Genomic DNA, 23,974 nt, shown 5'->3' on the forward strand with positions numbered 1-23,974 from the left:
CAGGCAGGGTATCCATCAGCTACTCGTTACGTCATGCAATGGGAAACTGGTAAGATTCGCGCACAAAAATGGCGCGAAATCACCAAGCCTTCGCGCAGATCGCGCTTGGTCATCATCTTTGCAAATCTCCAGGAGGAAAACCGCGCCTGCGGGCGCGGCTGCTGAATATATCGTTCAGGGTCTGTCAGCGTACCTCAAGCACTTCGCCAGTACGACGATCGATCACCACGCGCATATCATTGTCGCGACGGTCTATTCCTCGAACAACGTAGACGTTACGGCGTCGTGAAACGCTTTCGACTTCGTCCATTCCCTCACTGCGTGCGATTCGCGCTGCTCTTCGTTCGCTGATTTCCCCACCCTCACGCATGGGGCGCCGGTCACCATCAGGATTAACCTGGATACCATTGGGACCTATTTCGATACTCTGTGCCTGTGCGGAGGCGGTTGAAAAAGCAGCCACCATAATCACTGCTGCGATTGCCGAAAATTTGTACATGGCACCTATCCATCGTTGGTTTTGCGCCCGCCGCTGAAATGAACGGTCTAAATCTCCGCTGGTTCCTCGTGGAGTGGTCAACTCTCCTAACACGCTGAACATCCTGTGATTACGCCCCGAAAGATTCGGGCCGACGATGCAAAGCTGAGCATAGCCTTTGTGCTAGTGGTCTGATTTCGACATTTGCATCCCTCGGATATGAGCGCTGAGCAAATGTCGGAATCAAAAAAGACCACTAGTAACTTTATGAATCTAGTGGATTTTTCGAATTTTACGTTTGAAACGGGATTTATATCGGAAGGGTATCAAACGATAAATTCAATCCACTAGCGTCAGGTTCGAGGGCAGAACATCTCCTGCAATGAGCGGTTCGGCTTATTTTTTTATTGAAGATTGAAAATAGCTCTTGCCTTAGGAAAGCGAATTCTCTAGGGAACTCAACGTCCGAGAGGGCCACGGAGCGTAGCGCAGTCTGGTAGCGCACCTGATTTGGGATCAGGGGGTCGCAGGTTCGAATCCTGCCGCTCCGACCAACTTCCCCAAGATTTGATTTGGTCGATAAATGAACGCACTGGCACAGGCTGTGGCGTGCGTCTTTATCGCGTTGACATGCATTCCCGTGTAAACTATTGGCTTGGTGGATTTTCAGCTCCCCAGCGGGGCAAGAGAGTAGTTCAGGGTTCTTCAAATGGTTGCACGTATTTACCGTCCAGCTAAGACTGCCATGCAGTCCGGTCAGGCCAAGACAGATCAGTGGCTTCTGGAATATGAGCCGGAAAGCCCGCGCATGGTCGAGCCTTTGATGGGCTATACTTCTTCCGGCGATATGAAGAGCCAGATTCGTCTGTTCTTCGCCACGCAGGAAGAAGCAGTCGATTACGCAAAGCGCAACGGCATCGCCTATCGCATTATCGAGCCTAATGAGCCGAAGCGCCGCAAGGTTTCCTATTCGGATAATTTCCGCTTCGACCGGACGATGCCCTGGACGCATTGAGACGCATTGATTGCCTGTTTGGCCTGACACTTGTTTCAGGCAGGGCGATGCGATAATTCGGCAAGGCTTTGCTGGCAAAGCCCTGCGTTCATTGAAATATCTTCGATCTTTTTCGAAAGGCGAGGTCCCGTAGCTCAGTTGGATAGAGCGTCAGCCTTCTAAGCTGAATGTCACAGGTTCGAATCCTGTCGGGATCGCCACCTTACTTTTCCACGCTCGCAACATATTGAAATAGCTCACTCTTTTTTGATGCGAGGGGGTGGCATGTTCCTTCAGTTTCTTCGCGCCCGATTGAGCGAGTTTTTAGCACTCGCCTGTTTGATGTAATACGCGGCCACACAGCTCACCCGTCAATTGGAGCGCATCCCGAAAAGTGTGAAACGGTTTTCGGACAGGATGCGCGTAAAAAACATTGGCGCGCCAATCTGATCCAATCAGATCGAAGCGCGCTCTAATTTCCGGAGGTCATCTTGCACAAGCAAACCACAACACAATTGGCGTTGGGCCTTCTGGATTGGAACCGAAAGCATCTGGTTCAAAGCGGAACGCTTACTGAGGCAATCATCGCGGAGAGATTCGCGGACCAGTTTATCGTCAAGGCCAATGGACGCGTCCATCCTGCCAATCATTCCAATTATCTGACGTTTCTGAATGGTTTCCGCAGCACGATTCACGCCATCGACTATGATGTGCAGGAGGTTGTTGCCGAAGGAAGTTCGGCGGTGCTGGCAATGACTGCTACAGTCGTGCGTCTTGATAAAACAACGGATCAATTCGAAGCGATGCTGCTTTTGAAATTCGATGAAGCCGACCGCATCACCTTCTGGCATGAAGTTTATCTGAAGACAGAATAGAGACCGTGTGGAGCTTCCCGCGATGACAGAACGCCGCGAGCACTTCGCGGCGTTTCCCCAGTTTCGTTCATATGTCCATTACTGTCCGTGCGGACCGTCAGGAACGCGGTGTCTCATATAGACACGCGGCCCGTGATTGCCGGGGCGCCCATGCCAGCCGGGACGGTCGCGCCATCCACGGCGATCCCAATGTCTGTCGCGATAATAGCGGCGATCACGATACCAATAGTCGTCGCGGTCATTGAGTGCGGAGCCTATGGCGACGCCAGCAATGAGCGGAATACCGATTAGCGCAGCCGTTCGACCGAAATCATCGGAATAACCGCTGGATGTTCCCTCTCGAAATGCCAGATAGCGCGAAGATGCCCAGCCATAGGTCGGACCGTAGCTCACCTGACACCAGCCATAGCCAGATGTGCAGCCACGCACATTCACAGGCGCGCCGCTGGGGATGGAGCCAAGCGTCGCATAGCGTGTGCCGGGACCTGTACGAATATTGAGGTTGGTGGTGGATATGGCGTTCGCCGCCTGCGCCGCGCCCGCCGCAAATACGCCCAAGGCAACAAGGGCGGCTTTGAAAGCAAGCTTCATCGGAGTTCTCCCTGAACTGTCTTTATTGCTTGTAAAACGACATCGGCGAGCGAAGGTTCCAATCAGGTCCGTTCGGCAAGTCAGGCAGTCCAAAGTTGTCGAAAACAAAAAGCGCCGGAAAACCGGCGCTTTTGATGATCGTTGCGGATGCCTGCGACTATCGTCTGCAGCGAGCCACATATATGCGGCCATGACGGTCGCGATACTGGCAATTGCCGTTGCGCAATTCGCGCACCAGCAGGCCGCCCAATGCGCCTGCACCGGCACCGATCAGCGCGCCACGTCCGCCGCCAGCAATGCCGCCGATAATGGCACCTGCGCCGGTGCCGATGGAAATGTCCTTTTCCGTGGTCGTGCAGCCCGTAATTGCGAGCAAGGCGACCAACCCAAGCGCCACTTTCCGCATCCCTGTCTCCTCCTGAGAAAAATCAGACTAAGTTTAAACGATTGATTGCGTGTTCGGTTGCTTTGAAACCGGCAGGCCGGTGCGAAAAATATCGCGGGCCCAGGCCCAGTCCGAGGCGCCTCAGTGGCGGCGATGACGCAGGATGACTGCAATGGCCAGTCCAGCCAGCCCAAACGCGATAACGCCTTGCAGAATGAAAACCCAGTTCATCATGATGCAGTCCTCTGACACTTACCTCGTTGAGAGGTACGTACGAATTTGGCTTCTACCTAGCGCATTTTGAACGGATGGGAAATGCAGGATGCTGCCTTTGTGCTAGGCCGATGAAATCATTAAATTTATTTAATGAGAGCATTCACTTGGCATTCACATTAGCAGGCGCATTGTCCCCACATCGAATACAACAAAGGATGCCGACATGAAGAAGATCGTTATTGCTCTTGCTGCCTTTTCCTTTCTCGCAGCCCCTGCCGCAATGGCACAGCCTTATCCGTCGCATCACGGCCAGCCTTCGCACAGCCAGATGCACAAGGGTGGTCCGAAATATGATGCGCGCAAGTATGACAACCGCCGCCACCAGAGCTGGAAGAAGGGCAACCGTCTGCCGCCAAACTATCGCGGTCATGTCGTGAACAACTATTCGAACTACAAGCTGCGCCAGCCGCCGCGTGGCTACCACTGGGTCAAGGTCAACAATGATTATATGTTGATCGGCATCGCAACCGGCATCATTTCGTCCATCGTGGCGGGCCGGTAAGTCATTCGCAGGAACAATAAAAAGGCGGCCATTGGCCGCCTTTTTTGCATCTGCCGTTAATTCTCTGGGCCAAAATATTTGGCTTTCAGCTTGGCGACCTCTTCATTCTCGTGGGCGCTGATGATCGCCACCGTGGCGGGTTTGACAAGCTCGCTATGGCGCGGAAAGGCAAAGCCATATTTGTCGGGACTGAATACATTGCCGACGAGATCGAGAGGCTGGTCGGCGTGCTGGTGGGCGTAATATTCCAGCACAGGACCGTCACCGACGATGGCTGCAATTTCGTCGTTGACGAGTGCGTTTGCTGCTTCTGGCATGTGATCGAAAGGAACGGTCGCGATGGAACGTGACTTCAGGAATTGTTCTGCAACGCTGCCCGCCCGCACGCCAACGGATTTCCCCTGCAGATCAGAAAGGCTGGAAATATTGTTGTCGATATGAGCGACGGTCATGACGCTCGTGATCGATGAGGTCATGTAGGCGATGATCGCTATGCCGAACACCATCCAGAATGTCTGCCAGATGCGCCCCATCCAGCCGAACAGGTTCTTACGCGAGGTTTTTCCGGATGTTGCAACGGAAACCACGTGATAAAAGCTCTCCGCCAGCCCCTCGCGCCAGCGCTTCGGAAAGCCTTTATCGAAACGCCTGTCAAAGATCGTGAGTAATATCGTGGCCGCAACGAGAATACCGAGTATCCAGGCATAGGTTGCCAGATGTCCCGCATCATTGAGGCGGCTGATAAGGTCGTCCCAGCCGCCGCCCGCCTCGGTGTGGACCATGATGCGCAAGCCTGCGTCAAACCATGGATGCGTGAAATCGACGATTTCTGCGCGGCTTTCCGTGATAGTCAGATTTGTGACGGCAGCGTCAACTTTGCCCTCGGAGACAGCTTTCACCAGTTCGGTATAGTTCGGATATTCGACATATTGCGAAGCAAGGTTCATGCGCGCGGCAATGTCCTGCCAGATATCTATGGCCATCCCAGAATAAGAATCGCCTTGCTTGTTGACGAATGGCTCGCTGACATAGACGCCGACCTGCACAGGCTTCGGTGTTTGCTGAGCATAGGAGATTGACGAAACTGCTACTAAAAGTAGAGTTACCAGAGCTATGCATAAGCTATGATTGTTAAAGGTTTTCAGCGACATGAACGACAAAGCAGGTCCCCACATATTTCCAGTACTTACGGTAATCTCGATCTCGTCGGTATTTTAATTATATTAATATTTACTTCTCAAGCTATGCGTATATTTTGACCAATATTATTATTAGTATTCACTAATGTAATTTGATCTCTGCTCTCTCGACAAATGGAACCGAACGCCTCCTGTTCAGTTATTGCGGCTAACAAGCCGAAAATAATAACGCGGCAAAAGAGGGGTTCATGGAGAGTATCAACAATCCCGATTCTGCGGTGCGTCCGATCACGTCGGCGCCACCACGCCTGCCAACCCTGGCGGCAATGGCTGTGGCCGTTGCCATTCTCTACTTTGCAAAAGACGTTTTTCTGCCGCTCGCCATAGCGGTGCTTCTGACATTCGCGCTTGCGCCGATCGTCGCTTTTCTGCGCAGAGCCGGCCTTCCGCGGCTCTTCGCGGTGATTGCGAGTGTTGCCGGTGGCTTCCTGATCGTGGCCGTTTTCAGTGCAGTGGTTGCCTTTCAGGTCTCGGAAGTCGCGCAGAATATCTCGACCTATCAGTACAACATCATCGAGAAGATCAGGACGCTCAAGGAAGCCAGCTCAGATAACAGTTTCTTCGACAGGCTCAACCGCTTTGCCGAGCGTATCGGTACGGAAATCAACAGGCCGGAACAGAAAACGCAGGCCTTACCTTCGGATCAACCGGAGGAAAAACCGCTTCTCGTCCAGATATTCGCACCCCGTCATCCGGTCGAAACGCTCAGGAGCATCATTGAGCCGCTCATCGGCCCGCTGGCGACGACGGGCCTCGTTGTGGTCGTCGTGATTTTCATGCTGCTGGAACGGGAGGAGCTGCGGGATCGCTTCATAAGGCTGGTCGGCTATGGTGATCTTCACCGAACGACGGAAGCCTTGCAGGATGCCGGAAAGCGGGTCGGTCAATATCTGCTGACGCAGCTTGTGGTGAATATCACCTATGGCGCGCCTCTCGCTTTCGGGCTCTGGATTCTGGGTATTCCCAACGCTGCCCTTTGGGGAATGCTGGCAATTGTTCTGCGGTTCGTGCCCTATATCGGCCCAGTCATAGCGGCGATCCTGCCGTTGTTCCTCGCCTTTGCCGTTGCACCCGGCTGGAACCTGCTGCTGTGGACAATCGGGCTCTTCGTCATCATCGAGCTTCTTATAAACAATGTGATCGAGCCGTGGCTTTATGGTTCGCGTACTGGCCTTTCACCGCTTGCGATCATCGTATCTGCCATCTTCTGGACGTGGCTATGGGGGCCGGTCGGGCTCGTTCTATCGACACCGTTGACGGTCTGTCTCGTCGTGCTTGGGCGTCACGTGCCGCAATTCGAGTTTCTGGAAATCCTGTTCGGCAACGAGCCGGTGCTCGACCCAAAGGAGCGCCTCTATCAGCGCCTTCTGGCAGGAGATCCGGACGAAGCCACGGATAATGCCGAGGAAATGCTGGAACGGAAATATCTGGTCGAGTTTTACGGTTCGGTGGCGATCCCGGCGCTTTTGATGGCTGAGCAGGATCGTCTTCGCGGGGTTCTGACTGAACCGCAATTGCAGGTTGTCGCCGAAAGCACAAAGACGTTGGTGGCCAATCTGGAGCAGATTGCGAGCGAAGAGGAGGGCGATGACGAAGAGATCGCGATTGAAAATCCCGATGGCGATGGAAGCGCATCCGATCTGGAGCTTCCGTCCGGCGAAGGCCGATCGCTTCTGACATTCGGGGGGCGAAAAGGACTCGACGACACGGCGGCGATCATGCTGGCACAGGTGCTTGCCGTGCAGGGCGCTTCAGCAGAAGCCGCCGCTCATGATGCGCTCAATCCTGCCAATCTCAGGACGCTGGATCTTTCCGGTAAAGATACGCTGATGATCTGCTTTCTGGATCGTCGCGCGGCACGCCATGCCCGTTTTGCCGTTCGTCGTCTGCGACGGCTGCAACCTTCTCTGCGCATCGGCGTGGTGCTGTGGCATGATCCAGGCGAAGCACGATCCGTTGACCGGGAGGCGTTGCGGGAAGAAATGCAGGCGGATTTCGCCGCCTGCACCATGATAGAGGCCGTTGTGGAAGGGCTCTCCGAAAGAGAGCCTAAACCCTTGAAGACGGCAAAAAAGACGGTTCGAGCGCGGTCACGCAAGATGACCGCTGCAAAACCGGCTTAGATCGCTGCAAAGCCTTTTTCGAGATCGGCAATAATGTCCGGCACGTCTTCTAGACCGATCTGCAGGCGGATCACCGGTCCCGGATATTCACCCTTGGCTACGGTCCGGTCATTGAGACGCACATGAACCGCGAGGCTTTCATAACCGCCCCAGGAATAGCCTAGACCGAAAATCTCCAGCGCATCGAGGAAGGCATGGGCTTCCTTCTGCCCGCCACTTGCAAGCACGATGGAGAAAATGCCCGACGAGCCGGAAAAATCCCGCTTCCAGATTTCGTGGCCGGGATGGCTTTCCAGTGCCGGATGCAGAACACGGTCGACGGCAGGGTGTTTCTCAAGCCATCGCGCAACTTCCAGTGCGCTCTTGCGGTGATGTTCCAGCCGCACGCCCATGGTGCGCATGCCGCGCAGGATCTGATAGGTGTCGTCTGCCGATGTGCACAGTCCAAGTGTTCCGTGCGTTTCCAGAAGCTGCGGCCAGCATTTTTCGTTGGCCGAAACCGTGCCAAACAAAATATCCGAATGACCGGATGGATATTTTGTCGAGGCGTGGATGGTGATGTCTACGCCGAAATCGAGTGCCTTGAAATAAAGTGGGGTAGCCCAGGTATTGTCCATCATGACGATGGCACCGCCCTTATGGGCCTCTTCAGCGATGGCTGGAATATCCTGCATTTCGAACGTGTTCGATGCAGGCGATTCCGTGAACACGACCTTGGTGTTCGGGCGCATCAGCTTCGCGATGCCGGAACCGATCTCTGGATCGTAATACTCGACATCCACACCCATGCGCTTCAGGATCGTATCGGCAAAATGCCGGGTGGGATTATAGATCGAATCGACGAACAGCGCGTGATCGCCCGGCGACAGGAAGGCCAGAAGCGGAATGGTTACAGCCGCAAGCCCTGACGGCACGCAGACCGTACCTGCCGAACCTTCCAGCGCATCGATGGCTGCACACAACGCATAGCTGGTGGGCGTTCCGCGCGTACCATAGGTGTATTTCTGGTTGCCGGTCGCCATTGTTTCCGCATCGGGGAAAAGCACGGTCGAGGCACGGACAACGGGTGGGTTGACGAAACCATGATAATCGCGCGGCTTATAACCGTCGTGAGCGAGCCGTGTGTTTACACCCAGCTTCTCTGTTTTGCCCTGCTGCTTAGTCACGAAAATGCCTCCAGACCATGTTGCATGCTATCCCACTGATTCTCGCCCGCCGATTCTCGAAAGAGAGGATTCTGCCGGGTCGCATCAAGGTCGGCTACGGCAAAAAGATCTGCGATTCCGTTTGCGGCGGAAACTTTGAATACTTGGATAGGATGCGCGTGGTCTGGATGCAACCTCGCGTGCCGTTTATTGCGTAATATGCGTTTGAAAGGATATTTCTGTTATGACGGGGTCAAGCACGGGCAGCATTTTTGTTTATCCTTTTCGCGCCGCACTGGAACTCCTTCAAGCTCTTATACGCCCGGCTTACAAGGGCGCGCCGTCCTCCTGGACGCTTGAAATGACCGCGATTGTCGTGCTTCTGCCGTTCATTATTCTTGTGCTGCATTTGTGGGATGCCGACATCATCCGCGTCACTGCGCAAAGTACCAATGTCATCATGGAATTCCTGCGTGCGGTGACCGATGCGATTCGCACCATCGTCTGGCTGGCAATCGGCATCGTCGTATGGCTCGTCACCGCGATACTGCTTTCGCCGAAACTGCGCGACAATGTCAGATCGCGGGCCAGATCGTGGTTCGTGAAACTCCATAGCTGGGCGACACTCGTGCTGACCTCAATCGTTGTCGCAAGCGTGCCGGTAGAAATCGGTAAGCTCGCCATTGGCCGCGCGCGTCCCTTTCTGCTTGATGACGTGGGAGCGGCTTATTTCTCGCCTTTCAAGGGGCAGTTTCTCTATGAAAGCTTCCCATCCGGCCATTCCATGATGGCTGGCATCATGATGGTTTCGCTTTGGATATTCCTGCCGCGCTGGCGCATCCTGACAGTCCTCATCTGTATTCTCTTCGGGATCAGCAGACTTGCCGCCGGAGCACATTATCCGACGGACGTTGTCGCCGGTCTGACAATTGGATTCGTCACGACCTGGTGGGTTGCCCGCTATATGGCGACGCGAAATATTATTTTTTCTTTGGATGACGATAGCGCGATGCCGCGCATCTGATTTCCCGCAAGGGTTGTTGCCTGGTGCGACTATCTAGGATGGTAGTGTCTTATAAATATTTGTATTAATTGAATTATATTGCTTTTCTTTGCGATGGGGTGGCATGGGTTTTATTAGTGAAGCCGCCTACCCAGAAATCGGGAAACCGTGTAAATTTTCAAATATTTCTCCCTCATCTTTTTTAAAAGCCTGCTCACCAGACTGCGTTAATGCCTTGACCAACGGCAAAAATTCGCCTTCGATAAGACCCGTGAAGGCGACAGGTTTGTCACTGCGCTCAAAAACAAAAATCGAAGACCGAAAGCGGTCTCGGGCGAGGGCAATCTGCTGTAGGGCATGGGCTTGGGAGGTCACGCGGCTTTTCCAACGGGTTTATGCAAAAAATAAAGCAACAAGAGACGCCATGAACCCATGGTTCGGCGCTCTCCAGGGAACAAAAAGGTTGCAGGCCAGATGAAAAAAACTCTTATGACGGGTGTATTGGGTGCGGCAGCGCTGTTTGGCGTCGCTTCGGGAGCATCCGCTGACACGCTTTCCGACGTGAAGGCGAAAGGTTTTCTGCAGTGTGGCGTTAATACGGGGCTGCTTGGCTTCGCTTCGCCCAACGACAAAGGCGAGTGGTCCGGTTTCGACGTAGACTATTGCCGTGCGGTGGCTTCTGCGATTTTTGGTGATCCAACCAAGGTGAAGTTCACCCCCCTTAACGCAAAGGAGCGTTTTACCGCGCTGCAGTCGGGTGAAGTGGACGTCCTGATCCGTAACACGACCTGGACCATCAGCCGCGATACTGCGCTCGGTCTCGATTTTGCTGGCATCAACTATTTTGATGGCCAGGGTTTCATGATTAATTCGAAGAAACTGTCGGGCATCAATTCCGCATTGCAGCTTTCCGGCGCTTCCATCTGCGTTCAGGCCGGTACGACGACCGAGTTGAACATGGCCGACTATTTCCGCGCCAATAAGATGGAATATAACCCGGTTGTCTTCGAGAAGATCGAAGAAGCCAATGCTGCCTACGATTCCGGCCGTTGCGACGCCTATACGACCGACCAGTCCAGCCTCTACGGGGTTCGTCTGGCGCTTGCCAATCCGGACGATCACGTCATCTTGCCGGAAATCATCTCCAAGGAGCCATTCGGTCTGACCGTTCGTCAGGGCGATTCCAAGTGGGCGGACGTCGTTCGCTGGACCCATAATGCGCTGCTCAATGCTGAGGAATACGGCATTACGCAGGCCAATGTGGAAGAGATGAAGAAGTCCGACAACCCGGACGTCAAGCGTCTTCTCGGCGTGGAAGCAGACACGAAGATCGGTACCGATCTCGGTCTCGACAATGATTGGGTGGTGAAGATCGTGAAGGGCGTCGGCAATTACGGTGAAATCTTCGAGCGCAATATCGGCGCCAGCAGCCCGCTCAAGATTGCACGTGGCATTAACGCTCAGTGGAACAAGGGCGGCCTGCAATATGGCGTCCCTGTGCGCTAACGGACCTTATTCTCCAGACTGATTATCGGCGGGTGCAGCAGCGCCCGCCGGATTTGTCGGCTCTGCAGTTTGTCCGTTTGCTATTGGTCTCGCGTCACGCGGGCATTTGGATGCTGACAAGCTGCATTTTGGAATTCAACCGCGTCTTGCAGGCCCGCAAGCTCGAGATGAGCCTGAACGGGGGATGGCAAGACCGAACGGTTCGGCATTCGATGCCTCGATTTCCGGAATTGCTCCGCAAATGCGGCCAGCCTTTCCTGCTCGAGGTCGATGCAGCCAGCCGAGAGGCACAGGAAACATATGGCTTCCTATTCTGCAACTGAACGTCGCCAGGACAGCGGCGGAACTTCGCTCCTGTACGATCCGCGGATTCGCGGCATCTTCTATCAGGTCATTGTCTTTGGCGCGGTCATTGGCGTAATCTACTGGATCGTTGGCAACACGATCACCAATCTGCAGCGCGCAAATATTGCGTCCGGCTTCGGTTTTCTCAATGGGCGCGCCGGGTTTGATATCAGCCAGACGCTCATTCAGTACAACAGTGATTCGAACTATGGTCGGGCTTTTCTGGTCGGCCTCGTGAATACGCTTTATGTGGCCTTGCTCGGTGTCATTACGGCATCGATCATCGGGTTTCTGGTTGGTATCGGGCGTCTTTCACGCAACTGGCTGATCCGCAAGATCTGCACGGTCTATGTGGAAGTCTTCCGCAATATTCCGCCGCTGCTCGTCATCTTCTTCTGGTATTTCGGCGTTCTGTCCGTCCTGCCGCAGGCGCGTGACAGCTTCGCGCTCCCGCTCGGCACCTATCTGAACAATCGCGGCTTCTTCATGCCGTCCCCTATCTGGGGTGAGGGGGCGTGGCTTCTGCCGGTGGCGCTTCTCGTCGGCATCGTGGCATCGATCATCGTTGCGCGCTGGGCAAAACGCCGCCAGATGGCAACCGGCCAGTCCTTTCATACGATACGCGTGTCCGCCGCCCTGATTATCGGCCTGCCGATACTGGCGCTGATCGCGACCGGCTTTCCGGTTTCGTTCGATTCGCCGAAGCTTGGAACCTTCAATCTGACCGGCGGCGCGCAGATCAAGCCGGAGTTTCTGGCTCTGTTTCTGGCGCTTTCCTTCTACACGGCGTCCTTTATCGCTGAGACGGTTCGCGCCGGCGTTCTGGGCGTCAACAAAGGGCAGACCGAGGCGGCCTATGCAGTGGGCTTGCGTCCCGGTCAGACGATGCGTCTCATTATCGTGCCACAGGCGCTGCGCATCATCATTCCGCCGCTCTCGAGCCAGTATCTGAACCTTATCAAGAACTCGTCGCTCGCCATTGCCATCGGCTATCCCGATCTTGTCGCCGTAGGCGGCACGATCCTCAACCAGACCGGTCAATCGGTCGAAGTCGTGGCGATCTGGATGGTGATTTACCTGGGCATCAGCCTGATTGTGTCCGGCCTGATGAACTGGTTCAATGCCAGGATGGCGCTGGTGGAGAGATGACAATGGAAAACGCAAATCTCCAATATGTCCGTGCGCAGATGGTGGATGGCGAAGCGCCGCCACGCTCCGTGCAGGGCTTTTCACACTGGCTGCGCGTCAATCTGTTCGCAACGCCTGTCGATGCGGCGCTGACCATTCTCGGCCTGCTGGCCGTGGCATGGTTCCTTCCGCCGATCATCGAGTGGCTGTTCTTCAAGGCCGTTTGGACCGGTGCGGATCGCACGGCCTGCCTGACCGTCGCGCAGGGTGGCACGCAACCGGAAGGCTGGTCGGGTGCCTGCTGGGCATTCGTGAACGCGAAATATGAGCAGTTCATCTATGGCCGCTATCCGATTTCGGAACGCTGGCGTGTCAATCTGACGGCATTGATCTTCGTCGTCCTGCTTGTGCCGCTGCTGATTCCGAAGGCCCCGAAGAAGGCTCTCAATGCGATCCTGTTCTTCTTCGTGTTCCCGATTGTCGCCTTCTTCCTGCTGGTCGGCGGCTGGTTTGGCCTTCCTTATGTGGAAACCCCGCTCTGGGGCGGACTTCTGGTTACGCTTGTGCTGTCCTTTGTCGGCATTGCCGTGTCGCTGCCGCTCGGTATCGTGCTCGCGCTTGGACGCCGTTCAAAGCTGCCTGTCATCAAGACCTTCTCGATCATCTTCATCGAAATGGTGCGCGGCGTTCCGCTGGTGACGGTGTTGTTCATGGCCAGCGTCATGCTGCCTTTGTTCCTGCCGCCGGGCGTGACTTTCGACAAGCTGCTGCGTGCGCTTATCGGCGTCGCGCTGTTCGCATCGGCCTATATGGCAGAAGTGGTGCGCGGCGGTCTTCAGGCTATCCCGCGTGGGCAGTATGAAGGCGCGGATGCGCTGGGTCTAAGCTACTGGCAGAAGACGGGACTGATCGTCTTGCCGCAAGCGCTGAAGCTGGTCATTCCGGGTATCGTCAACACCTTCATCGGTCTCTTCAAGGATACAAGCCTTGTCTACATCATCGGCATGTTCGACCTGCTGGGCATCGTCCGTCAGAACTTTTCCGATGCCAACTGGGCTTCTCCACAGACGCCTGCTACCGGTCTGATCTTTGCGGGCTTCGTTTTCTGGATTTTCTGTTTCGCAATGTCGCGATACTCTATATTCATGGAACGACGGCTCGACACGGGTCATAAACGATAAAAATAAAGGGAATAATGGAAATGAGTGCACAAAGCGCCCTCCCGCAATCCGAGCTCGGCGTAGACGTCGATCGTTCGAAGATGCAGGTTTCCAAAACCGATGTCGCCATCGAAATTACCAATATGCATAAGTGGTATGGCGAGTTCCACGTCCTGCGGGACATCAATCTGAAAGTCATGCGCGGCGAGCGCATCGTTGTGGCGGGGCCGTCGGGCTCGGGCAAATCGACGATGATCCGCTGCATCAACCGTCTGGAAGAACACCAGAAGGGCAAGATCGTCGTCGACAACATCGAACTGACCAACGACCTCAAGAAGATCGATGAAGTGCGTCGTGAAGTTGGCATGGTATTCCAGCACTTCAACCTCTTCCCGCATCTGACCATTCTGGAAAACTGCACGCTTGCACCGATCTGGGTTCGCAAGATGCCGAAGAAGCAGGCGGAAGAAATCGCCATGCATTATCTGGCCCGCGTGAAGATTCCGGAACAGGCCAACAAATATCCGGGCCAGCTTTCGGGCGGTCAGCAGCAGCGCGTGGCGATTGCCCGTGCATTGTGCATGAACCCGAAAGTCATGCTGTTCGACGAACCGACATCGGCTCTCGATCCGGAAATGGTGAAGGAAGTGCTCGATACGATGGTGAGCCTTGCTGCCGAAGGCATGACCATGATCTGCGTGACGCACGAAATGGGTTTTGCCCGTCAGGTTGCCAATCGCGTGATCTTCATGGATCAGGGCCAGATCGTTGAACAGAACGCGCCGGACCAGTTCTTCGACAATCCGCAGCATGAACGCACCAAGCTGTTCCTGAGCCAGATCCTGCACTGATCGGATTTTGGAGCTAGAATCAAGACACCCGCCGGTTCGCCAGCGGGTGTTTTTGTTTATTCGTCGTGCGGACCTTCGCAGAACTGGATACGATTGCCGAAAGGGTCGATGACCGTCATCACACGGCCCCACGGCTCACTCTCGATTCCCGGCCGCATGAAACGGTAGCCGCGCGCGTTAATCTCCTTATGCAGTTCCTCCACACCCCGCATGCGCACGAAAATATTCGCGCCGGGGCTTCCGTCGCCGTGATGTTCGCTGAGATGCAAGGCAAGCCTGCTGCGGGAAACCTGCATATAAAGCGGCATTCCCTCTGCAAAGCGATGCTCCCAATCCAGATTGAATCCGAGAAAGCCGAGATAGAATTCGCGGGCCTTTTCAATGTCGAAAATGCGAAAGATCGGACAGGTCTGCTCAAACTGGATTGCCATTCTGAAACGCCTTTGCGACTGATAGTTCAACGAACGGGAGAGGCAATTCGTGACTGATTTTCAATGGGTGGAGAAACTCGCACCTGAGCAATATCGCGAATTTCATGAGTTTTATAGTAAAGAATGGTGGACGAGCGAGCGGACGCTGGATGAGGTCACGCATATGCTGGCCCATTGCGATTTGCTTCTCTTCTGCCTCGATGCAAAAGGCGGGATTGCAGGTTTCGCCCGCGTTCTCACCGACTTCACTTTCAAGGCGCTGATATTCGATGTGATTGTGTCGGAGAAGCATCGGGGGCAGGGGCTGGGACAAGCCCTCGTGGAACGCATTGTCAGCCATGAAAAGCTGCAGCGTGTGAAAAGCTTTGAGCTCTACTGCCCGGAACGGCTTGTGCCCTTCTACGAGAAGCTGGGTTTTGTGAAGGGCAAATCCTCGTTGCTTTTCAATCAGCGTTAGAGCGCGTCGCGCTCTAACTGTTTGTTTTTACGCATGTCGTCATCGGAAAACCAGTTCCCACTTTTCCGCGACATGCTTTAATCCTCGACAAACCGGCGCAGACGCCGGAGAGCATCATCCCATTGGCTGGAAACGGTTGCGAGATAGGCACGGGCGTCGATCAGTGGTGCGGGATGCAGGCGAAACCTGCTTTCCCGTCCGACCTTTTCCCGTTCGACCAGTTTTGCCTGTTCCAGCACTGTCAGGTGCTTGGTGACTGCCTGCCGGGTAATGCTGCCATTTTGCGACAGCGCCACAATCGAGCGGCTTTCACCATCACTCAGGGTTTCGATAAGCGCCAGCCGGGTCGGATCGGCGAGCGCTGCGAAAACCATGGACATATCCGTGCCGGTCACAGCTTGCCTATCGTTCATTTTCGACGTGTCTTTTGATATTGCCGACTTGCTCCTCCCAGCCGCCTTCGTTCATCCGCAACGCCAGCGGGCGGCGTTCAGCAGGCAGGGCGTCGAAACCGCTTTCAATCACTGTCAGCCGCGTTCCGGCCTCGACCGTTTCCAGTCTGAATTCCACCAGCGTCGGCGGCTCCTTGGAATAGTCGATGTTGTGGTCCACCGCATAGGGATGCCAAGTGAAGGCAAAATAGCTCGGTGCCTTCATTTCCTTGATGAAGGATTCCCAAGGCTCGTGCTCGAAACCGGGATAGGTGATATGGCCGGTCGAACGGGTGCCGACGATGAATGGCCCGTCGATCTTAACCTGAAACCAGCTTCCAAACTCTTCATGATCGGTGAGGGCACGCCATACGCGGTCGATCCCAGCATGAATGTCGACGGTCTTCACGATGCGGTCAGTATTGCTTGCAACGGTCATGATATGAACCTCCGTAATTGGCAACTTAATGGTTGCCAATATAGGGCGACTGCGAAAATACGCAACTGAAAAGTTGCATATTTACTCGGCCAGTGGAGCCTTGTCGGGAAGCGGGAACAATGTCACGAACTTTTCCGCCAGAGCACGGTCGCCTATGACCTTGAGAACATTGGCGCTTTCCAGGGCTGAAATGGGCTGTCCGCCATAGATGACTGCGGCAAGCATGCGCGGCGAGCTTTCGAAATGGAGATCGTATTCCTGTGCTGTGCCGCGCTCTATATGAATTCCGTCATCCTCCAGTCGGGCGGTGAAATCTTCTCCGTCCAGACGGAGACCGATCACGGCGCGCATGCCGAGAGACCTGTCATGGTCCATCATGGTTCGGAGTGAAAGCAGGAAGGAAGCGGTTGAAATCGGCAGGTTAGGATCGTGCTTTGGCGAACGTGCGGCCCAACGGCCCAGCGTCTGAAGGATAGGTTCGCTCTCATAGCCCCATTCGGTCAGTTCATAGACCTGCACCGATGCCGGAGGCGGAAGTTTCGTTTTGCGAAGAATGCCAGCGTCTTCCAGCCCTTCAAGCCTCTGCGTGAGGACATTTGCACTCACGCCCGGCAGATCAGCCCGCAGATCGCTGAAACGTTTGGGGCCGAACATCAATTCACGCATGACCAGAAGAGACCAGCGTTCTCCAATCAAATCAAGGGCATGAGCCGCAGCGCATGCATCATCATAACTGCGTTTAGCGGCTGGCTTTTCTGGTTTGGTTATTTTTTCTAACTTCATGGTTGCTAATTATAACTTATATGCCATTATGCACAAGCGAACTTTGAATTCTTTCGATGCCAATTGCGTGACTTGTTTTACGCAAGGAAGACTCAAGCATCGATTGCATATCGGGCCTCCGACGCATGGCTCGACCTTATCGCCGGGGGAGCCGGGCAGGCGATAGATAATCGTAAAATAAAGATCGGGTCGCTTGGCCCGCCAACGGAGGGAATCTCATGCCGAAAATGATTTTCGTGAACCTGCCAGTGAAGAATGTTGCACAGTCGACTAGCTTCTATGAAGCCATTGGCGCCACCAAGAATCCCATGTTCTCGGACGAAACGGCTTCCTGCATGGTCTTTTCGGACACTATTCACGCGATGATCCTCGACCACGAAAAGTTCAGCCAGTTCACACCGAAGAAGATCGCCGATGCCAACACGGTGAGCGAGGTGCTGATCTGTCTGTCTGCGGAAAGCAAGGCTGAAGTCGATACGACGGTGGAGAAAGCGGTGAATGCTGGTGGAAAGGCCGATCCGGGGCCGAAGCAGGATTACGGCTTCATGTATGGGCGCAGCTTCGAAGATCTCGATGGTCATATATGGGAGATAATGTGGATGGATATGGAAGAAGCCAGCAAGGTCATGGGATAGAGTATTCCAGACAATAGAAAATACAAACACTTGGAGCGCCCTGCGTCCTTACGGGTGCACAAAGAACGCTCCACTCTTCTAACCCTTTAAAACTACGCATCGCCCCGAAGATCGGTTTCGATTGTCGGGCCGATGCGGCAGGGAGGAGAAAATGTCAGGTCTGACAATCTGTCTCTGGTTTGACAGGCAGGCAGAGGAAGCGGCGAACCATTATGTCTCGATTTTCCGTGCCTGCGGAAGACCGGCTTCCGTCGATGGTTTCATCCGGTTCGAGCATGCACACCAGCCTGAAGGCACCGATGTGGTGGTTGCGAACTTTACCCTCGACGGGCAGGCGATATCCGGTCTCAACGGCGGGCCGCCCTTCAAGTTTTCCCCGGCAGTCTCGCTCTTCGTCCAATGCAAGGATCAGGCGGAACTGGATATGTTCTGGGAAAAACTGATGGAGGGCGGTGCGCCGATGGAATGCGGCTGGCTGACGGACAAATATGGCTTCTCGTGGCAAGTGGTGCCGCAGATGCTGTTAGATGTCCTGCAAAACGGCACTGCCGAACAGCGCCAGCGCGTGGCTGATGCCGTGATGAAGATGGTCAAGCTTGATGTTGCGACGCTCGAAGCAGCGCGCGACGCAGCTTAATTCCGTACCGCCGCAATGGCATCATAGCCATAGAGCCAGTCCAGATCTTTCAGGAAGCTTTCCGGGCTGCGCATGGCGAAGAGCGTGTTGCGGCCAAGCGCAAAAATGCCGGTGGCGTGATAGGCGAACCTGTTTAACTGACCGCGTTTGCCAACTGCCGCGATGCGCTCTTTGCGGGCGGTATCGAAGCGCTTCAGCCCTGTTTCGTGGTCGTCGCTGTCCAGCGCTTCGGCAAGGGCGGCCGCATCCTCGATTGCCATGGCGGCACCTTGCGCGGCGAAAGGTGTGACCGCGTGCGATGCGTCGCCGAGAAAAATCGTCCGGTCCGGCCCGACGAATTGAGCGTCTGCCATTTCGAAAAGCGGCCAATAGGTCCAAGCATCGGTCGCTGCCAGAACATCGCGAACCGGAGCGCCCCAATCCGCATAGATGGAGCGCAAACGTGTCGGATCGCCGGTTCTGGACCAGACTTCGCCGGGGTTTTCGCCTGTCGTGATGGCGACGAAATTAAAGAAGCTGCCGCCCTTGACCGGATAGGCGATGAAATGCGCCTGCCTGCCGAGCCATGCTGAAACGGCATTCCTCGTCTTCATGACGGATAAAAACGATGCGGGGAGGGCTCCGACGGCAAGTGTTGTGCGCCATGCAATGTGGCCGCTGAACCGTGCCTTGCTGAAACTGGCCTTTGAGCGCTCTGCCGACCAGACGCCATCGCAGGCGATCAGATAGGCAGAGTTGATAGTTTCTTCGGAATTGTCATGGCGGATGGTGGCCGCAACGGTTCCGTTTTCGACACGGTGATTTGTGATTTCAGCGTCGAGGCTGATCTCAATGCCGGGCTCTTCACGGCAGGCATCGAGCAGAGCGGATTGCAGATCAGCTCGATGGCAAACGAGATAGGGATGGTGCCAGCGCTGACGAGCTTTGTCGCCAAGCTTCATTTCCATCAGCGGACGCGCTTTACGCCCATCCATGAGATAGAGCGCTTCTGGTGTTACGGTCTGGGTAGAAAGTCGGTCGGCAACGCCGAGCCGTTCCAGATGGCGCATCGCATTGGGGGCAAGTTGCAGGCCGGCGCCGACTTCCGAAAGGGTCTCCGCCTTTTCGACAAGCCGGACATTCCAGCCGCGTGCTGCCAGCTCCAGTGCTGCCGACAGGCCAGCTACTCCGGCCCCGGCAATCAATATGCGCCCTTTGCTCATGTTGATGAGATCATCCGGCATTCAGCCCCGTGAGGCTGCCCAGATTAGGCAGCTTTGTCGGCGGGTGCTTCGTAAACGCAGCCAGCCGGAACGGTTTCGTCAGCATGAAGCTTGGCGTTGTAACGATAGAGGGTCGAGCAATATGGGCAAACGACTTCGCTTTCGTCACCCATGTCGAGAAACACGTGCGGATGATCGAAAGGCGGGTTTGCACCAACGCACATGAATTCCTTCACACCGATTTCGATGGCAGCATGGCCGGCGTCGTTCTGAAAGTGAGGAATGATGTGATCGGACATAATATGCTCCGGTTCTGGTCGATGGGCGGTATGAGCATGGTCCTGAACCGTGCGCCGGACGAGATCATGCATAAACATTGGCATGCGTGTACCGCGAAAGTCTTGTTTCCGGAAGCGTTTTCATCAATTCTGAGGACATTTCAAGCTAATTGCTATCAAACTGTCATATGACAGCCATAGGCTTAAGGCAGAGCCGGAATGTTCCGGCGGAAGTCGGGACAGGAAAAATGAGCGAAAACAGCGTTATGGCGAGCGAAACCCCCAGCGCATCCCAAGGCGGAACACACGAGATGACAGCCGGACTAGCCCCCAACCCAACCGTGGTTCCCGATATGGACATAGGCCCTGACGTTCACAAAGCTTTGAACAGCGAGCTGATGCAAAGCGCCGACCGCTTCGTCAATCGCGAGTTTTCCTGGCTGCAATTCAACCGGCGCGTTCTCGAGGAAGCCGCGAATATGCGCCAGCCCTTGCTCGAACGCCTGCGCTTCCTGTCCATCTCCGCCGCCAATCTCGATGAATTCTTTATGGTCCGCATTGCCGGTCTCGCCGCACAGGTGCGCGCCGGTGTGGCGCTGCGCAGCGCCGACGGACGCACGCCGCAGGAACAGCTTGATTTCGTTCTGGACGAGGTAGGGCGCCTGCAGGAAGAACAGCAGCAGCGCCTGCGCGCGCTGCGTGAGGAACTGGAACAGGAAAGCATCGAGATCGTTCGCCCATCGGCGCTTGCGAAGCCGGAGAAGGAATGGCTTGAAAACCACTTCCTCGAAACGATTTTTCCGGTCCTGACGCCACTCTCCATCGATCCGGCGCATCCATTCCCGTTCATTCCGAATCTCGGCTTCTCCATCGCCCTGCAGCTTGCGCGCCGCGCTGATAATCATCCGATGACGGCGCTGTTGCGCATTCCTGTTGCGCTGAAGCGCTTTATCCAGTTGCCGACAGATCAGGCCAATGTTTACCGCTTCATCACCATCGAGGACGCAGTGAGCCTGTTCATCGGGCGGTTGTTCCCCGGTTATGAAGTGCGCGGCGCCGGTACATTCCGCATCATCCGCGACAGCGATATCGAAGTGGAAGAAGAGGCGGAAGATCTCGTTCGTCTCTTCGAGACGGCGCTGAAACGCCGCCGCCGCGGTCAGGTGATCCGCATCGAGTTTGATGGAGAAATGCCGGAAGCTCTGCGCGTCTTCGTGGCGACGGAACTTGGCGTTTCGGAAAACCGCATCAGCGTGCATGAGGGTCTTCTGGCGCTCAACATGATTTCGGAGATCGTTTCGATCCCGCGTGAAGACCTGAAATTCGTCTCTTACAATCCGCGTTTCCCGGAGCGTATTCGCGAGCATGGCGGCGATTGCTTCGCAGCGATTCGCGAAAAGGACATTGTGGTCCATCACCCCTATGAATCCTTTGACGTGGTTGTGCAGTTCCTGCGGCAAGCCGCAGCCGACCCGGATGTACTGGCGATCAAGCAGACGCTTTATCGCACCTCCAATGACAGCCCGATCGTGCGCGCGCTGGTGGATGCCGCCGAAGCCGGAAAGTCCGTAACGGCGCTTGTCGAACTGAAGGCACGCTTCGACGAGGAGGCGAATATTCGTTGGGCACGCGATCTGGAACGCGCGGGCGTTCAGGTGGTGTTCGGTTTCATCGAATTGAAAACCCACGCGAAAATGTCGCTCGTGGTGCGCCGTGAGGACCAGAAGCTGCGTTCCTATGTGCATCTGGGTACGGGAAACTATCACCCGATCACGGCGCGCATCTATACCGACCTGTCGTTCTTCACGTCGGATGCGGATATTGCGCGCGACGTGGCGCATATCTTCAATTTCATCACGGGCTATGCCCAGCCTGCCGAAGAGATGAAGATCGCGATTTCACCCTTTACGCTCCGCGCCCGAATCCTGAAGCACATCGAGGATGAGGTCGCGCATGCGAAGGCGGGGCGTCCGGCTGCGATCTGGATGAAGATGAACTCGCTCGTCGATCCACAGATTATTGACGCGCTTTACATGGCGAGCCAGGCGGGCGTGCAGATTGATCTGGTCGTGCGTGGCATCTGCTGCCTGCGTCCAGGTGTTCCGGGGCTTTCCGACAATATTCGCGCCAAGTCGATTGTCGGGCGTTTTCTGGAGCATAGCCGTATTTTCTGCTTCGGAAACGGTAACGACCTGCCTTCCGACAAGGCAATCGTCTATATTGGTTCCGCCGACATGATGCCACGCAATCTCGACCGCCGGGTGGAGACCCTCGTTCCGATCACAAATGCCACAGTGCACCAGCAAATCCTGTCGCAAATCATGTTTGCCAACATAATTGATAACCAACAGAGCTATCAGCTACTTGCGGACGGCACCTCTCGCCGGATAGAAAAAGAAGCAGGAGAGGAAGCTTTCAACGCGCAGGAATATTTCATGACCAATCCTAGCCTGTCGGGTCGCGGAAAGTCGCTGAAGTCTTCGGCCCCCCGCCTTATCGCGCATCGCAAGCGCGCGCAGGCGGAAAGAAAAACCACTGCATGAGCGCAGCTTTAGCACAAGGCCGTTTGAAGGGGCTCAAGCCCGTTGCGGTCATCGACATTGGCTCGAACTCGATCCGTGTCGTCATTTATGAAGGCATCGTCCGTTCTCCGACGGTGCTTTTCAACGAAAAGATACTCTGCGGCCTCGGAAAAGGCCTCGCGAAAACCGGCAAGCTCAACGAGAAATCCGTTGAGGCGGCGCTTCGTGCGCTGAAGCGTTTTCGCGCATTGGCCGAACAGGCTGGCGCCGTATCCATCCACGCGCTGGCGACTGCGGCTGCGCGTGAAGCGAAAAACGGCCCGGACTTCATCGCTCAGGCGGAAGCCATTCTCGGCCGGCACATTGAAGTGCTGTCCGGCAAGGAAGAAGCCTATTATTCGGCGCTTGGTATCATTTCGGGCTTCTATCGACCGAAGGGCGTAACCGGTGACCTTGGCGGCGGCAGCCTTGAACTGATTGCGGTGGATGACCACGAGGTAGGCGAGGGGATCACCTTGCCGCTTGGCGGCCTGCGCCTGCAGGATATGTCCGATGGACGGCTGCCAGAGGCAACCAAGATCGCGCGTACGGAGCTGGCAAAGGCGACGCTTCTGAAAGCGCATCAGGGACAGGTGTTCTATGCGGTCGGCGGTACGTGGCGTAACCTTGCCAAGCTGCATATGACGGCGAAGAACTATCCGCTGCATGTCATGCACGGCTATGAGATAAACCCGGTGGAAGCGCAAAGCTTCCTCAAGCGCGTTGCCAAGGGCAATCTGGACACGATGCGCGGTATCGAGGCGGTTTCGAAAAACCGTCGCCAGCTTTTGGCCTATGGCGCTACGGTGCTGCTCGAGACGATCCGTCTGATGAAGCCCTCCAAGATCGTTTTCTCGGCGCTCGGCGTACGCGAAGGCTATCTTTATTCGCTTCTACCCAAGAACGAACAGCGGCTCGATCCTCTGCTGGCCTCGGCAGACGAGCTGTCCATTCTGCGCTCACGCTCTCCGCGTCATGCTCGCGAACTGGCAACATGGACGACATTGTCCTTGCCGGTGCTTGGTTTTGACGAAACCGAGGACGAAGCGCGCTACAGGCAGGCTGCCTGCCTCGTGGCCGATATTAGCTGGCGCGCGCATCCCGATTATCGCGGATCACAGGCGCTGAACATCATCGCCCACGGCTCGTTCGGCGGTATCGACCATGCCGGGCGTTCCTTCATGGCGCTTGCCAATTATTATCGCCACGAAGGCCTGATCGAAGACGAGATTGCACCGGAAATCATGCAGCTCGCCACGCCGCGTCTGCGTGAAAGGGCGAAGTTGCTCGGAGCCTTGCTGCGCGTGGTCTACCTTCTGTCGGCTTCGATGCCGGGCGTCATCCCGCGCCTTGTCTGGCGTGAAGAGGAAAACGGCATTGCGCTTGTCGTGCCGGGAGATCTGGCCGATCTGATTTCGGATCGTCCCGAAGGACGCTTGCAACAGCTTTCCAAGCTGACCGGAAAGAACATCTATTTCGCGGTAGGCGACGCTGCGATTGAGGGGACACGGGAATAAGGCAGTAAGTGAGTAGGGCAGTAAGGCAGTATGTTTAACGCA

General features: G+C 55.5%; 26 protein-coding genes and 2 tRNA genes. 16 read left to right on the top strand and 12 right to left on the bottom strand.

From position 1 onward, the window contains the following. Nucleotides 1-184: 184 nt before the first annotated feature. Nucleotides 185-499: a PepSY domain-containing protein gene (locus F9K94_RS00415; protein WP_061347343.1), complete on the bottom strand. Its 315-nt coding sequence runs from the start codon at nucleotides 497-499 to the stop codon at nucleotides 185-187. A gap of 456 nt (nucleotides 500-955) precedes the next feature. Between F9K94_RS00415 and F9K94_RS00420 the strand changes: the two genes are divergently transcribed. The 4 genes from F9K94_RS00420 (at nucleotide 956) to F9K94_RS00435 (ending at nucleotide 2,347) form a co-directional block, all read left to right on the top strand. Next, nucleotides 956-1,032: transfer RNA gene (locus F9K94_RS00420), tRNA-Pro, on the top strand. 155 nt (nucleotides 1,033-1,187) lie between these two features. Beyond that, nucleotides 1,188-1,493: an ETC complex I subunit gene (locus F9K94_RS00425; RefSeq protein ID WP_061347344.1), complete on the top strand. Its 306-nt coding sequence runs from the start codon at nucleotides 1,188-1,190 to the stop codon at nucleotides 1,491-1,493. 123 nt (nucleotides 1,494-1,616) lie between these two features. Further along, nucleotides 1,617-1,693, top strand: a tRNA-Arg gene (locus F9K94_RS00430). 270 nt (nucleotides 1,694-1,963) lie between these two features. After that, a complete protein-coding gene (locus F9K94_RS00435; RefSeq protein WP_235920551.1) occupies nucleotides 1,964-2,347 on the top strand; it encodes a hypothetical protein in 384 nt (127 codons plus the stop codon). A gap of 78 nt (nucleotides 2,348-2,425) precedes the next feature. Here F9K94_RS00435 and F9K94_RS00440 read toward each other — a convergent pair whose 3' ends face one another. Then, nucleotides 2,426-2,938 (bottom strand): SH3 domain-containing protein, encoded by a 513-nt coding sequence (locus tag F9K94_RS00440; protein WP_151643003.1) that lies wholly within the window; start codon nucleotides 2,936-2,938, stop codon nucleotides 2,426-2,428. 157 nt (nucleotides 2,939-3,095) lie between these two features. Continuing rightward, nucleotides 3,096-3,344 (bottom strand): YMGG-like glycine zipper-containing protein, encoded by a 249-nt coding sequence (locus tag F9K94_RS00445; RefSeq protein ID WP_061347348.1) that lies wholly within the window; start codon nucleotides 3,342-3,344, stop codon nucleotides 3,096-3,098. Between the two features lie 418 nt (nucleotides 3,345-3,762). Here F9K94_RS00445 and F9K94_RS00450 point away from each other — a divergent pair, with 418 nt between their 5' ends. Next, complete coding sequence (locus F9K94_RS00450; protein ID WP_151643005.1) at nucleotides 3,763-4,101, top strand: RcnB family protein; 339 nt, start codon at nucleotides 3,763-3,765, stop codon at nucleotides 4,099-4,101. 56 nt (nucleotides 4,102-4,157) lie between these two features. Here F9K94_RS00450 and F9K94_RS00455 read toward each other — a convergent pair whose 3' ends face one another. After that, nucleotides 4,158-5,084 carry a transporter substrate-binding domain-containing protein gene (locus tag F9K94_RS00455; protein ID WP_328593536.1) on the bottom strand — a complete coding sequence of 309 codons (927 nt, stop codon included), beginning with the start codon at nucleotides 5,082-5,084 and terminating at the stop codon, nucleotides 4,158-4,160. 404 nt (nucleotides 5,085-5,488) lie between these two features. Here F9K94_RS00455 and F9K94_RS00460 point away from each other — a divergent pair, with 404 nt between their 5' ends. Next, nucleotides 5,489-7,423, top strand: coding sequence for an AI-2E family transporter (locus F9K94_RS00460; protein ID WP_151643007.1), 1,935 nt, complete (start codon nucleotides 5,489-5,491; stop codon nucleotides 7,421-7,423). On the opposite strand, the gene F9K94_RS00465 is transcribed toward F9K94_RS00460, so the two are convergent. Beyond that, nucleotides 7,420-8,589 carry a cystathionine beta-lyase gene (locus F9K94_RS00465; RefSeq protein ID WP_151643009.1) on the bottom strand — a complete coding sequence of 390 codons (1,170 nt, stop codon included), beginning with the start codon at nucleotides 8,587-8,589 and terminating at the stop codon, nucleotides 7,420-7,422. The genes F9K94_RS00460 and F9K94_RS00465 overlap by 4 nt on opposite strands. A gap of 223 nt (nucleotides 8,590-8,812) precedes the next feature. On the opposite strand from F9K94_RS00465, the gene lpxE reads away from it, so the two are divergent. Continuing rightward, the gene (gene lpxE, locus F9K94_RS00470) at nucleotides 8,813-9,592 is read left to right on the top strand and encodes a lipid A 1-phosphatase LpxE (protein ID WP_151643011.1); all 780 of its coding nucleotides are present in this window, start codon (nucleotides 8,813-8,815) and stop codon (nucleotides 9,590-9,592) included. Between the two features lie 126 nt (nucleotides 9,593-9,718). On the opposite strand, the gene F9K94_RS00475 is transcribed toward lpxE, so the two are convergent. Next, on the bottom strand, nucleotides 9,719-9,946 hold the full coding sequence (locus F9K94_RS00475; protein WP_151643013.1) for a hypothetical protein: 228 nt from the start codon (nucleotides 9,944-9,946) through the stop codon (nucleotides 9,719-9,721). A 99-nt stretch (nucleotides 9,947-10,045) separates the two neighbouring features. Between F9K94_RS00475 and F9K94_RS00480 the strand changes: the two genes are divergently transcribed. The 4 genes from F9K94_RS00480 to F9K94_RS00495 all read left to right on the top strand — a co-directional run bounded on the left by F9K94_RS00480 (nucleotide 10,046) and on the right by F9K94_RS00495 (nucleotide 14,561). Continuing rightward, on the top strand, nucleotides 10,046-11,077 hold the full coding sequence (locus F9K94_RS00480; protein ID WP_061347354.1) for an amino acid ABC transporter substrate-binding protein: 1,032 nt from the start codon (nucleotides 10,046-10,048) through the stop codon (nucleotides 11,075-11,077). Nucleotides 11,078-11,377: 300 nt separating this feature from the next. Next, nucleotides 11,378-12,571, top strand: coding sequence for an amino acid ABC transporter permease (locus F9K94_RS00485; RefSeq protein ID WP_151643015.1), 1,194 nt, complete (start codon nucleotides 11,378-11,380; stop codon nucleotides 12,569-12,571). A 2-nt stretch (nucleotides 12,572-12,573) separates the two neighbouring features. Next, entirely contained in the window at nucleotides 12,574-13,731 is a 1,158-nt protein-coding gene (locus tag F9K94_RS00490; protein WP_061347357.1) for an amino acid ABC transporter permease, read from the top strand. Nucleotides 13,732-13,751: 20 nt separating this feature from the next. After that, entirely contained in the window at nucleotides 13,752-14,561 is an 810-nt protein-coding gene (locus F9K94_RS00495; protein WP_151643017.1) for an amino acid ABC transporter ATP-binding protein, read from the top strand. Nucleotides 14,562-14,617: 56 nt separating this feature from the next. Here the strand turns inward: F9K94_RS00495 and F9K94_RS00500 are convergent, their stop codons facing one another. Then, complete coding sequence (locus tag F9K94_RS00500) at nucleotides 14,618-14,992, bottom strand: glyoxalase superfamily protein (RefSeq protein ID WP_151643019.1); 375 nt, start codon at nucleotides 14,990-14,992, stop codon at nucleotides 14,618-14,620. A 49-nt stretch (nucleotides 14,993-15,041) separates the two neighbouring features. Here F9K94_RS00500 and F9K94_RS00505 point away from each other — a divergent pair, with 49 nt between their 5' ends. Then, nucleotides 15,042-15,449: a GNAT family N-acetyltransferase gene (locus F9K94_RS00505; protein WP_151643021.1), complete on the top strand. Its 408-nt coding sequence runs from the start codon at nucleotides 15,042-15,044 to the stop codon at nucleotides 15,447-15,449. A 77-nt stretch (nucleotides 15,450-15,526) separates the two neighbouring features. Here the strand turns inward: F9K94_RS00505 and F9K94_RS00510 are convergent, their stop codons facing one another. From F9K94_RS00510 to F9K94_RS00520, 3 genes are all read right to left on the bottom strand, one after another. Continuing rightward, nucleotides 15,527-15,862, bottom strand: a complete 336-nt coding sequence (locus F9K94_RS00510) for an ArsR/SmtB family transcription factor (RefSeq protein WP_192799420.1) — start codon at nucleotides 15,860-15,862, stop codon at nucleotides 15,527-15,529. Then, on the bottom strand, nucleotides 15,852-16,319 hold the full coding sequence (locus F9K94_RS00515) for an SRPBCC family protein (protein ID WP_061347362.1): 468 nt from the start codon (nucleotides 16,317-16,319) through the stop codon (nucleotides 15,852-15,854). Before F9K94_RS00515 ends, F9K94_RS00510 begins: the two co-directional genes overlap by 11 nt. An 81-nt stretch (nucleotides 16,320-16,400) precedes the next feature. Then, nucleotides 16,401-17,102 carry a winged helix-turn-helix transcriptional regulator gene (locus F9K94_RS00520; RefSeq protein WP_151643023.1) on the bottom strand — a complete coding sequence of 234 codons (702 nt, stop codon included), beginning with the start codon at nucleotides 17,100-17,102 and terminating at the stop codon, nucleotides 16,401-16,403. Nucleotides 17,103-17,320: 218 nt separating this feature from the next. Here F9K94_RS00520 and F9K94_RS00525 point away from each other — a divergent pair, with 218 nt between their 5' ends. Next, nucleotides 17,321-17,737 (top strand): VOC family protein, encoded by a 417-nt coding sequence (locus tag F9K94_RS00525; RefSeq protein WP_109988419.1) that lies wholly within the window; start codon nucleotides 17,321-17,323, stop codon nucleotides 17,735-17,737. Between the two features lie 151 nt (nucleotides 17,738-17,888). Beyond that, nucleotides 17,889-18,374 carry a VOC family protein gene (locus F9K94_RS00530; protein WP_151643025.1) on the top strand — a complete coding sequence of 162 codons (486 nt, stop codon included), beginning with the start codon at nucleotides 17,889-17,891 and terminating at the stop codon, nucleotides 18,372-18,374. Here the strand turns inward: F9K94_RS00530 and F9K94_RS00535 are convergent. After that, nucleotides 18,371-19,576 carry an FAD-binding protein gene (locus F9K94_RS00535; protein ID WP_151644076.1) on the bottom strand — a complete coding sequence of 402 codons (1,206 nt, stop codon included), beginning with the start codon at nucleotides 19,574-19,576 and terminating at the stop codon, nucleotides 18,371-18,373. The genes F9K94_RS00530 and F9K94_RS00535 overlap by 4 nt on opposite strands. A gap of 44 nt (nucleotides 19,577-19,620) precedes the next feature. Further along, nucleotides 19,621-19,875, bottom strand: a complete 255-nt coding sequence (locus F9K94_RS00540; protein WP_010661074.1) for a zinc-finger domain-containing protein — start codon at nucleotides 19,873-19,875, stop codon at nucleotides 19,621-19,623. 290 nt (nucleotides 19,876-20,165) lie between these two features. Here F9K94_RS00540 and F9K94_RS00545 point away from each other — a divergent pair, with 290 nt between their 5' ends. Beyond that, complete coding sequence (locus F9K94_RS00545) at nucleotides 20,166-22,397, top strand: RNA degradosome polyphosphate kinase (protein WP_235920565.1); 2,232 nt, start codon at nucleotides 20,166-20,168, stop codon at nucleotides 22,395-22,397. After that, nucleotides 22,394-23,932: an exopolyphosphatase gene (gene ppx, locus F9K94_RS00550; RefSeq protein ID WP_151643029.1), complete on the top strand. Its 1,539-nt coding sequence runs from the start codon at nucleotides 22,394-22,396 to the stop codon at nucleotides 23,930-23,932. Before F9K94_RS00545 ends, ppx begins: the two co-directional genes overlap by 4 nt. Nucleotides 23,933-23,974 lie beyond the last annotated feature (42 nt).

This window comes from Brucella tritici, assembly GCF_008932285.1.
Classification (GTDB): Bacteria; Pseudomonadota; Alphaproteobacteria; order Rhizobiales; family Rhizobiaceae; genus Brucella; species Brucella tritici.

Excerpts from the sequence above, each read along its gene's own strand:
- lpxE (WP_151643011.1), top strand. The coding sequence starts at position 8,813 with ATGACGGGGTCAAGCACGGGCAGCATTTTTGTTTATCCTTTTCGCGCC.
- F9K94_RS00525 (WP_109988419.1), top strand. The coding sequence starts at position 17,321 with ATGCCGAAAATGATTTTCGTGAACCTGCCAGTGAAGAATGTTGCACAG.
- F9K94_RS00520 (WP_151643023.1), bottom strand. The coding sequence starts at position 17,102 with ATGAAGTTAGAAAAAATAACCAAACCAGAAAAGCCAGCCGCTAAACGC.
- F9K94_RS00515 (WP_061347362.1), bottom strand. The coding sequence starts at position 16,319 with ATGACCGTTGCAAGCAATACTGACCGCATCGTGAAGACCGTCGACATT.
- F9K94_RS00415 (WP_061347343.1), bottom strand. The coding sequence starts at position 499 with ATGTACAAATTTTCGGCAATCGCAGCAGTGATTATGGTGGCTGCTTTT.
- F9K94_RS00460 (WP_151643007.1), top strand. The coding sequence starts at position 5,489 with ATGGAGAGTATCAACAATCCCGATTCTGCGGTGCGTCCGATCACGTCG.
- F9K94_RS00450 (WP_151643005.1), top strand. The coding sequence starts at position 3,763 with ATGAAGAAGATCGTTATTGCTCTTGCTGCCTTTTCCTTTCTCGCAGCC.
- F9K94_RS00425 (WP_061347344.1), top strand. The coding sequence starts at position 1,188 with ATGGTTGCACGTATTTACCGTCCAGCTAAGACTGCCATGCAGTCCGGT.
- F9K94_RS00455 (WP_328593536.1), bottom strand. The coding sequence starts at position 5,084 with ATGGCCATAGATATCTGGCAGGACATTGCCGCGCGCATGAACCTTGCT.
- F9K94_RS00490 (WP_061347357.1), top strand. The coding sequence starts at position 12,574 with ATGGAAAACGCAAATCTCCAATATGTCCGTGCGCAGATGGTGGATGGC.
- F9K94_RS00480 (WP_061347354.1), top strand. The coding sequence starts at position 10,046 with ATGAAAAAAACTCTTATGACGGGTGTATTGGGTGCGGCAGCGCTGTTT.
- F9K94_RS00495 (WP_151643017.1), top strand. The coding sequence starts at position 13,752 with ATGAGTGCACAAAGCGCCCTCCCGCAATCCGAGCTCGGCGTAGACGTC.
- ppx (WP_151643029.1), top strand. The coding sequence starts at position 22,394 with ATGAGCGCAGCTTTAGCACAAGGCCGTTTGAAGGGGCTCAAGCCCGTT.
- F9K94_RS00440 (WP_151643003.1), bottom strand. The coding sequence starts at position 2,938 with ATGAAGCTTGCTTTCAAAGCCGCCCTTGTTGCCTTGGGCGTATTTGCG.
- F9K94_RS00500 (WP_151643019.1), bottom strand. The coding sequence starts at position 14,992 with ATGGCAATCCAGTTTGAGCAGACCTGTCCGATCTTTCGCATTTTCGAC.
- F9K94_RS00445 (WP_061347348.1), bottom strand. The coding sequence starts at position 3,344 with ATGCGGAAAGTGGCGCTTGGGTTGGTCGCCTTGCTCGCAATTACGGGC.
- F9K94_RS00545 (WP_235920565.1), top strand. The coding sequence starts at position 20,166 with ATGACAGCCGGACTAGCCCCCAACCCAACCGTGGTTCCCGATATGGAC.
- F9K94_RS00510 (WP_192799420.1), bottom strand. The coding sequence starts at position 15,862 with ATGAACGATAGGCAAGCTGTGACCGGCACGGATATGTCCATGGTTTTC.
- F9K94_RS00535 (WP_151644076.1), bottom strand. The coding sequence starts at position 19,576 with ATGAGCAAAGGGCGCATATTGATTGCCGGGGCCGGAGTAGCTGGCCTG.
- F9K94_RS00485 (WP_151643015.1), top strand. The coding sequence starts at position 11,378 with ATGGCTTCCTATTCTGCAACTGAACGTCGCCAGGACAGCGGCGGAACT.
- F9K94_RS00540 (WP_010661074.1), bottom strand. The coding sequence starts at position 19,875 with ATGTCCGATCACATCATTCCTCACTTTCAGAACGACGCCGGCCATGCT.
- F9K94_RS00530 (WP_151643025.1), top strand. The coding sequence starts at position 17,889 with ATGTCAGGTCTGACAATCTGTCTCTGGTTTGACAGGCAGGCAGAGGAA.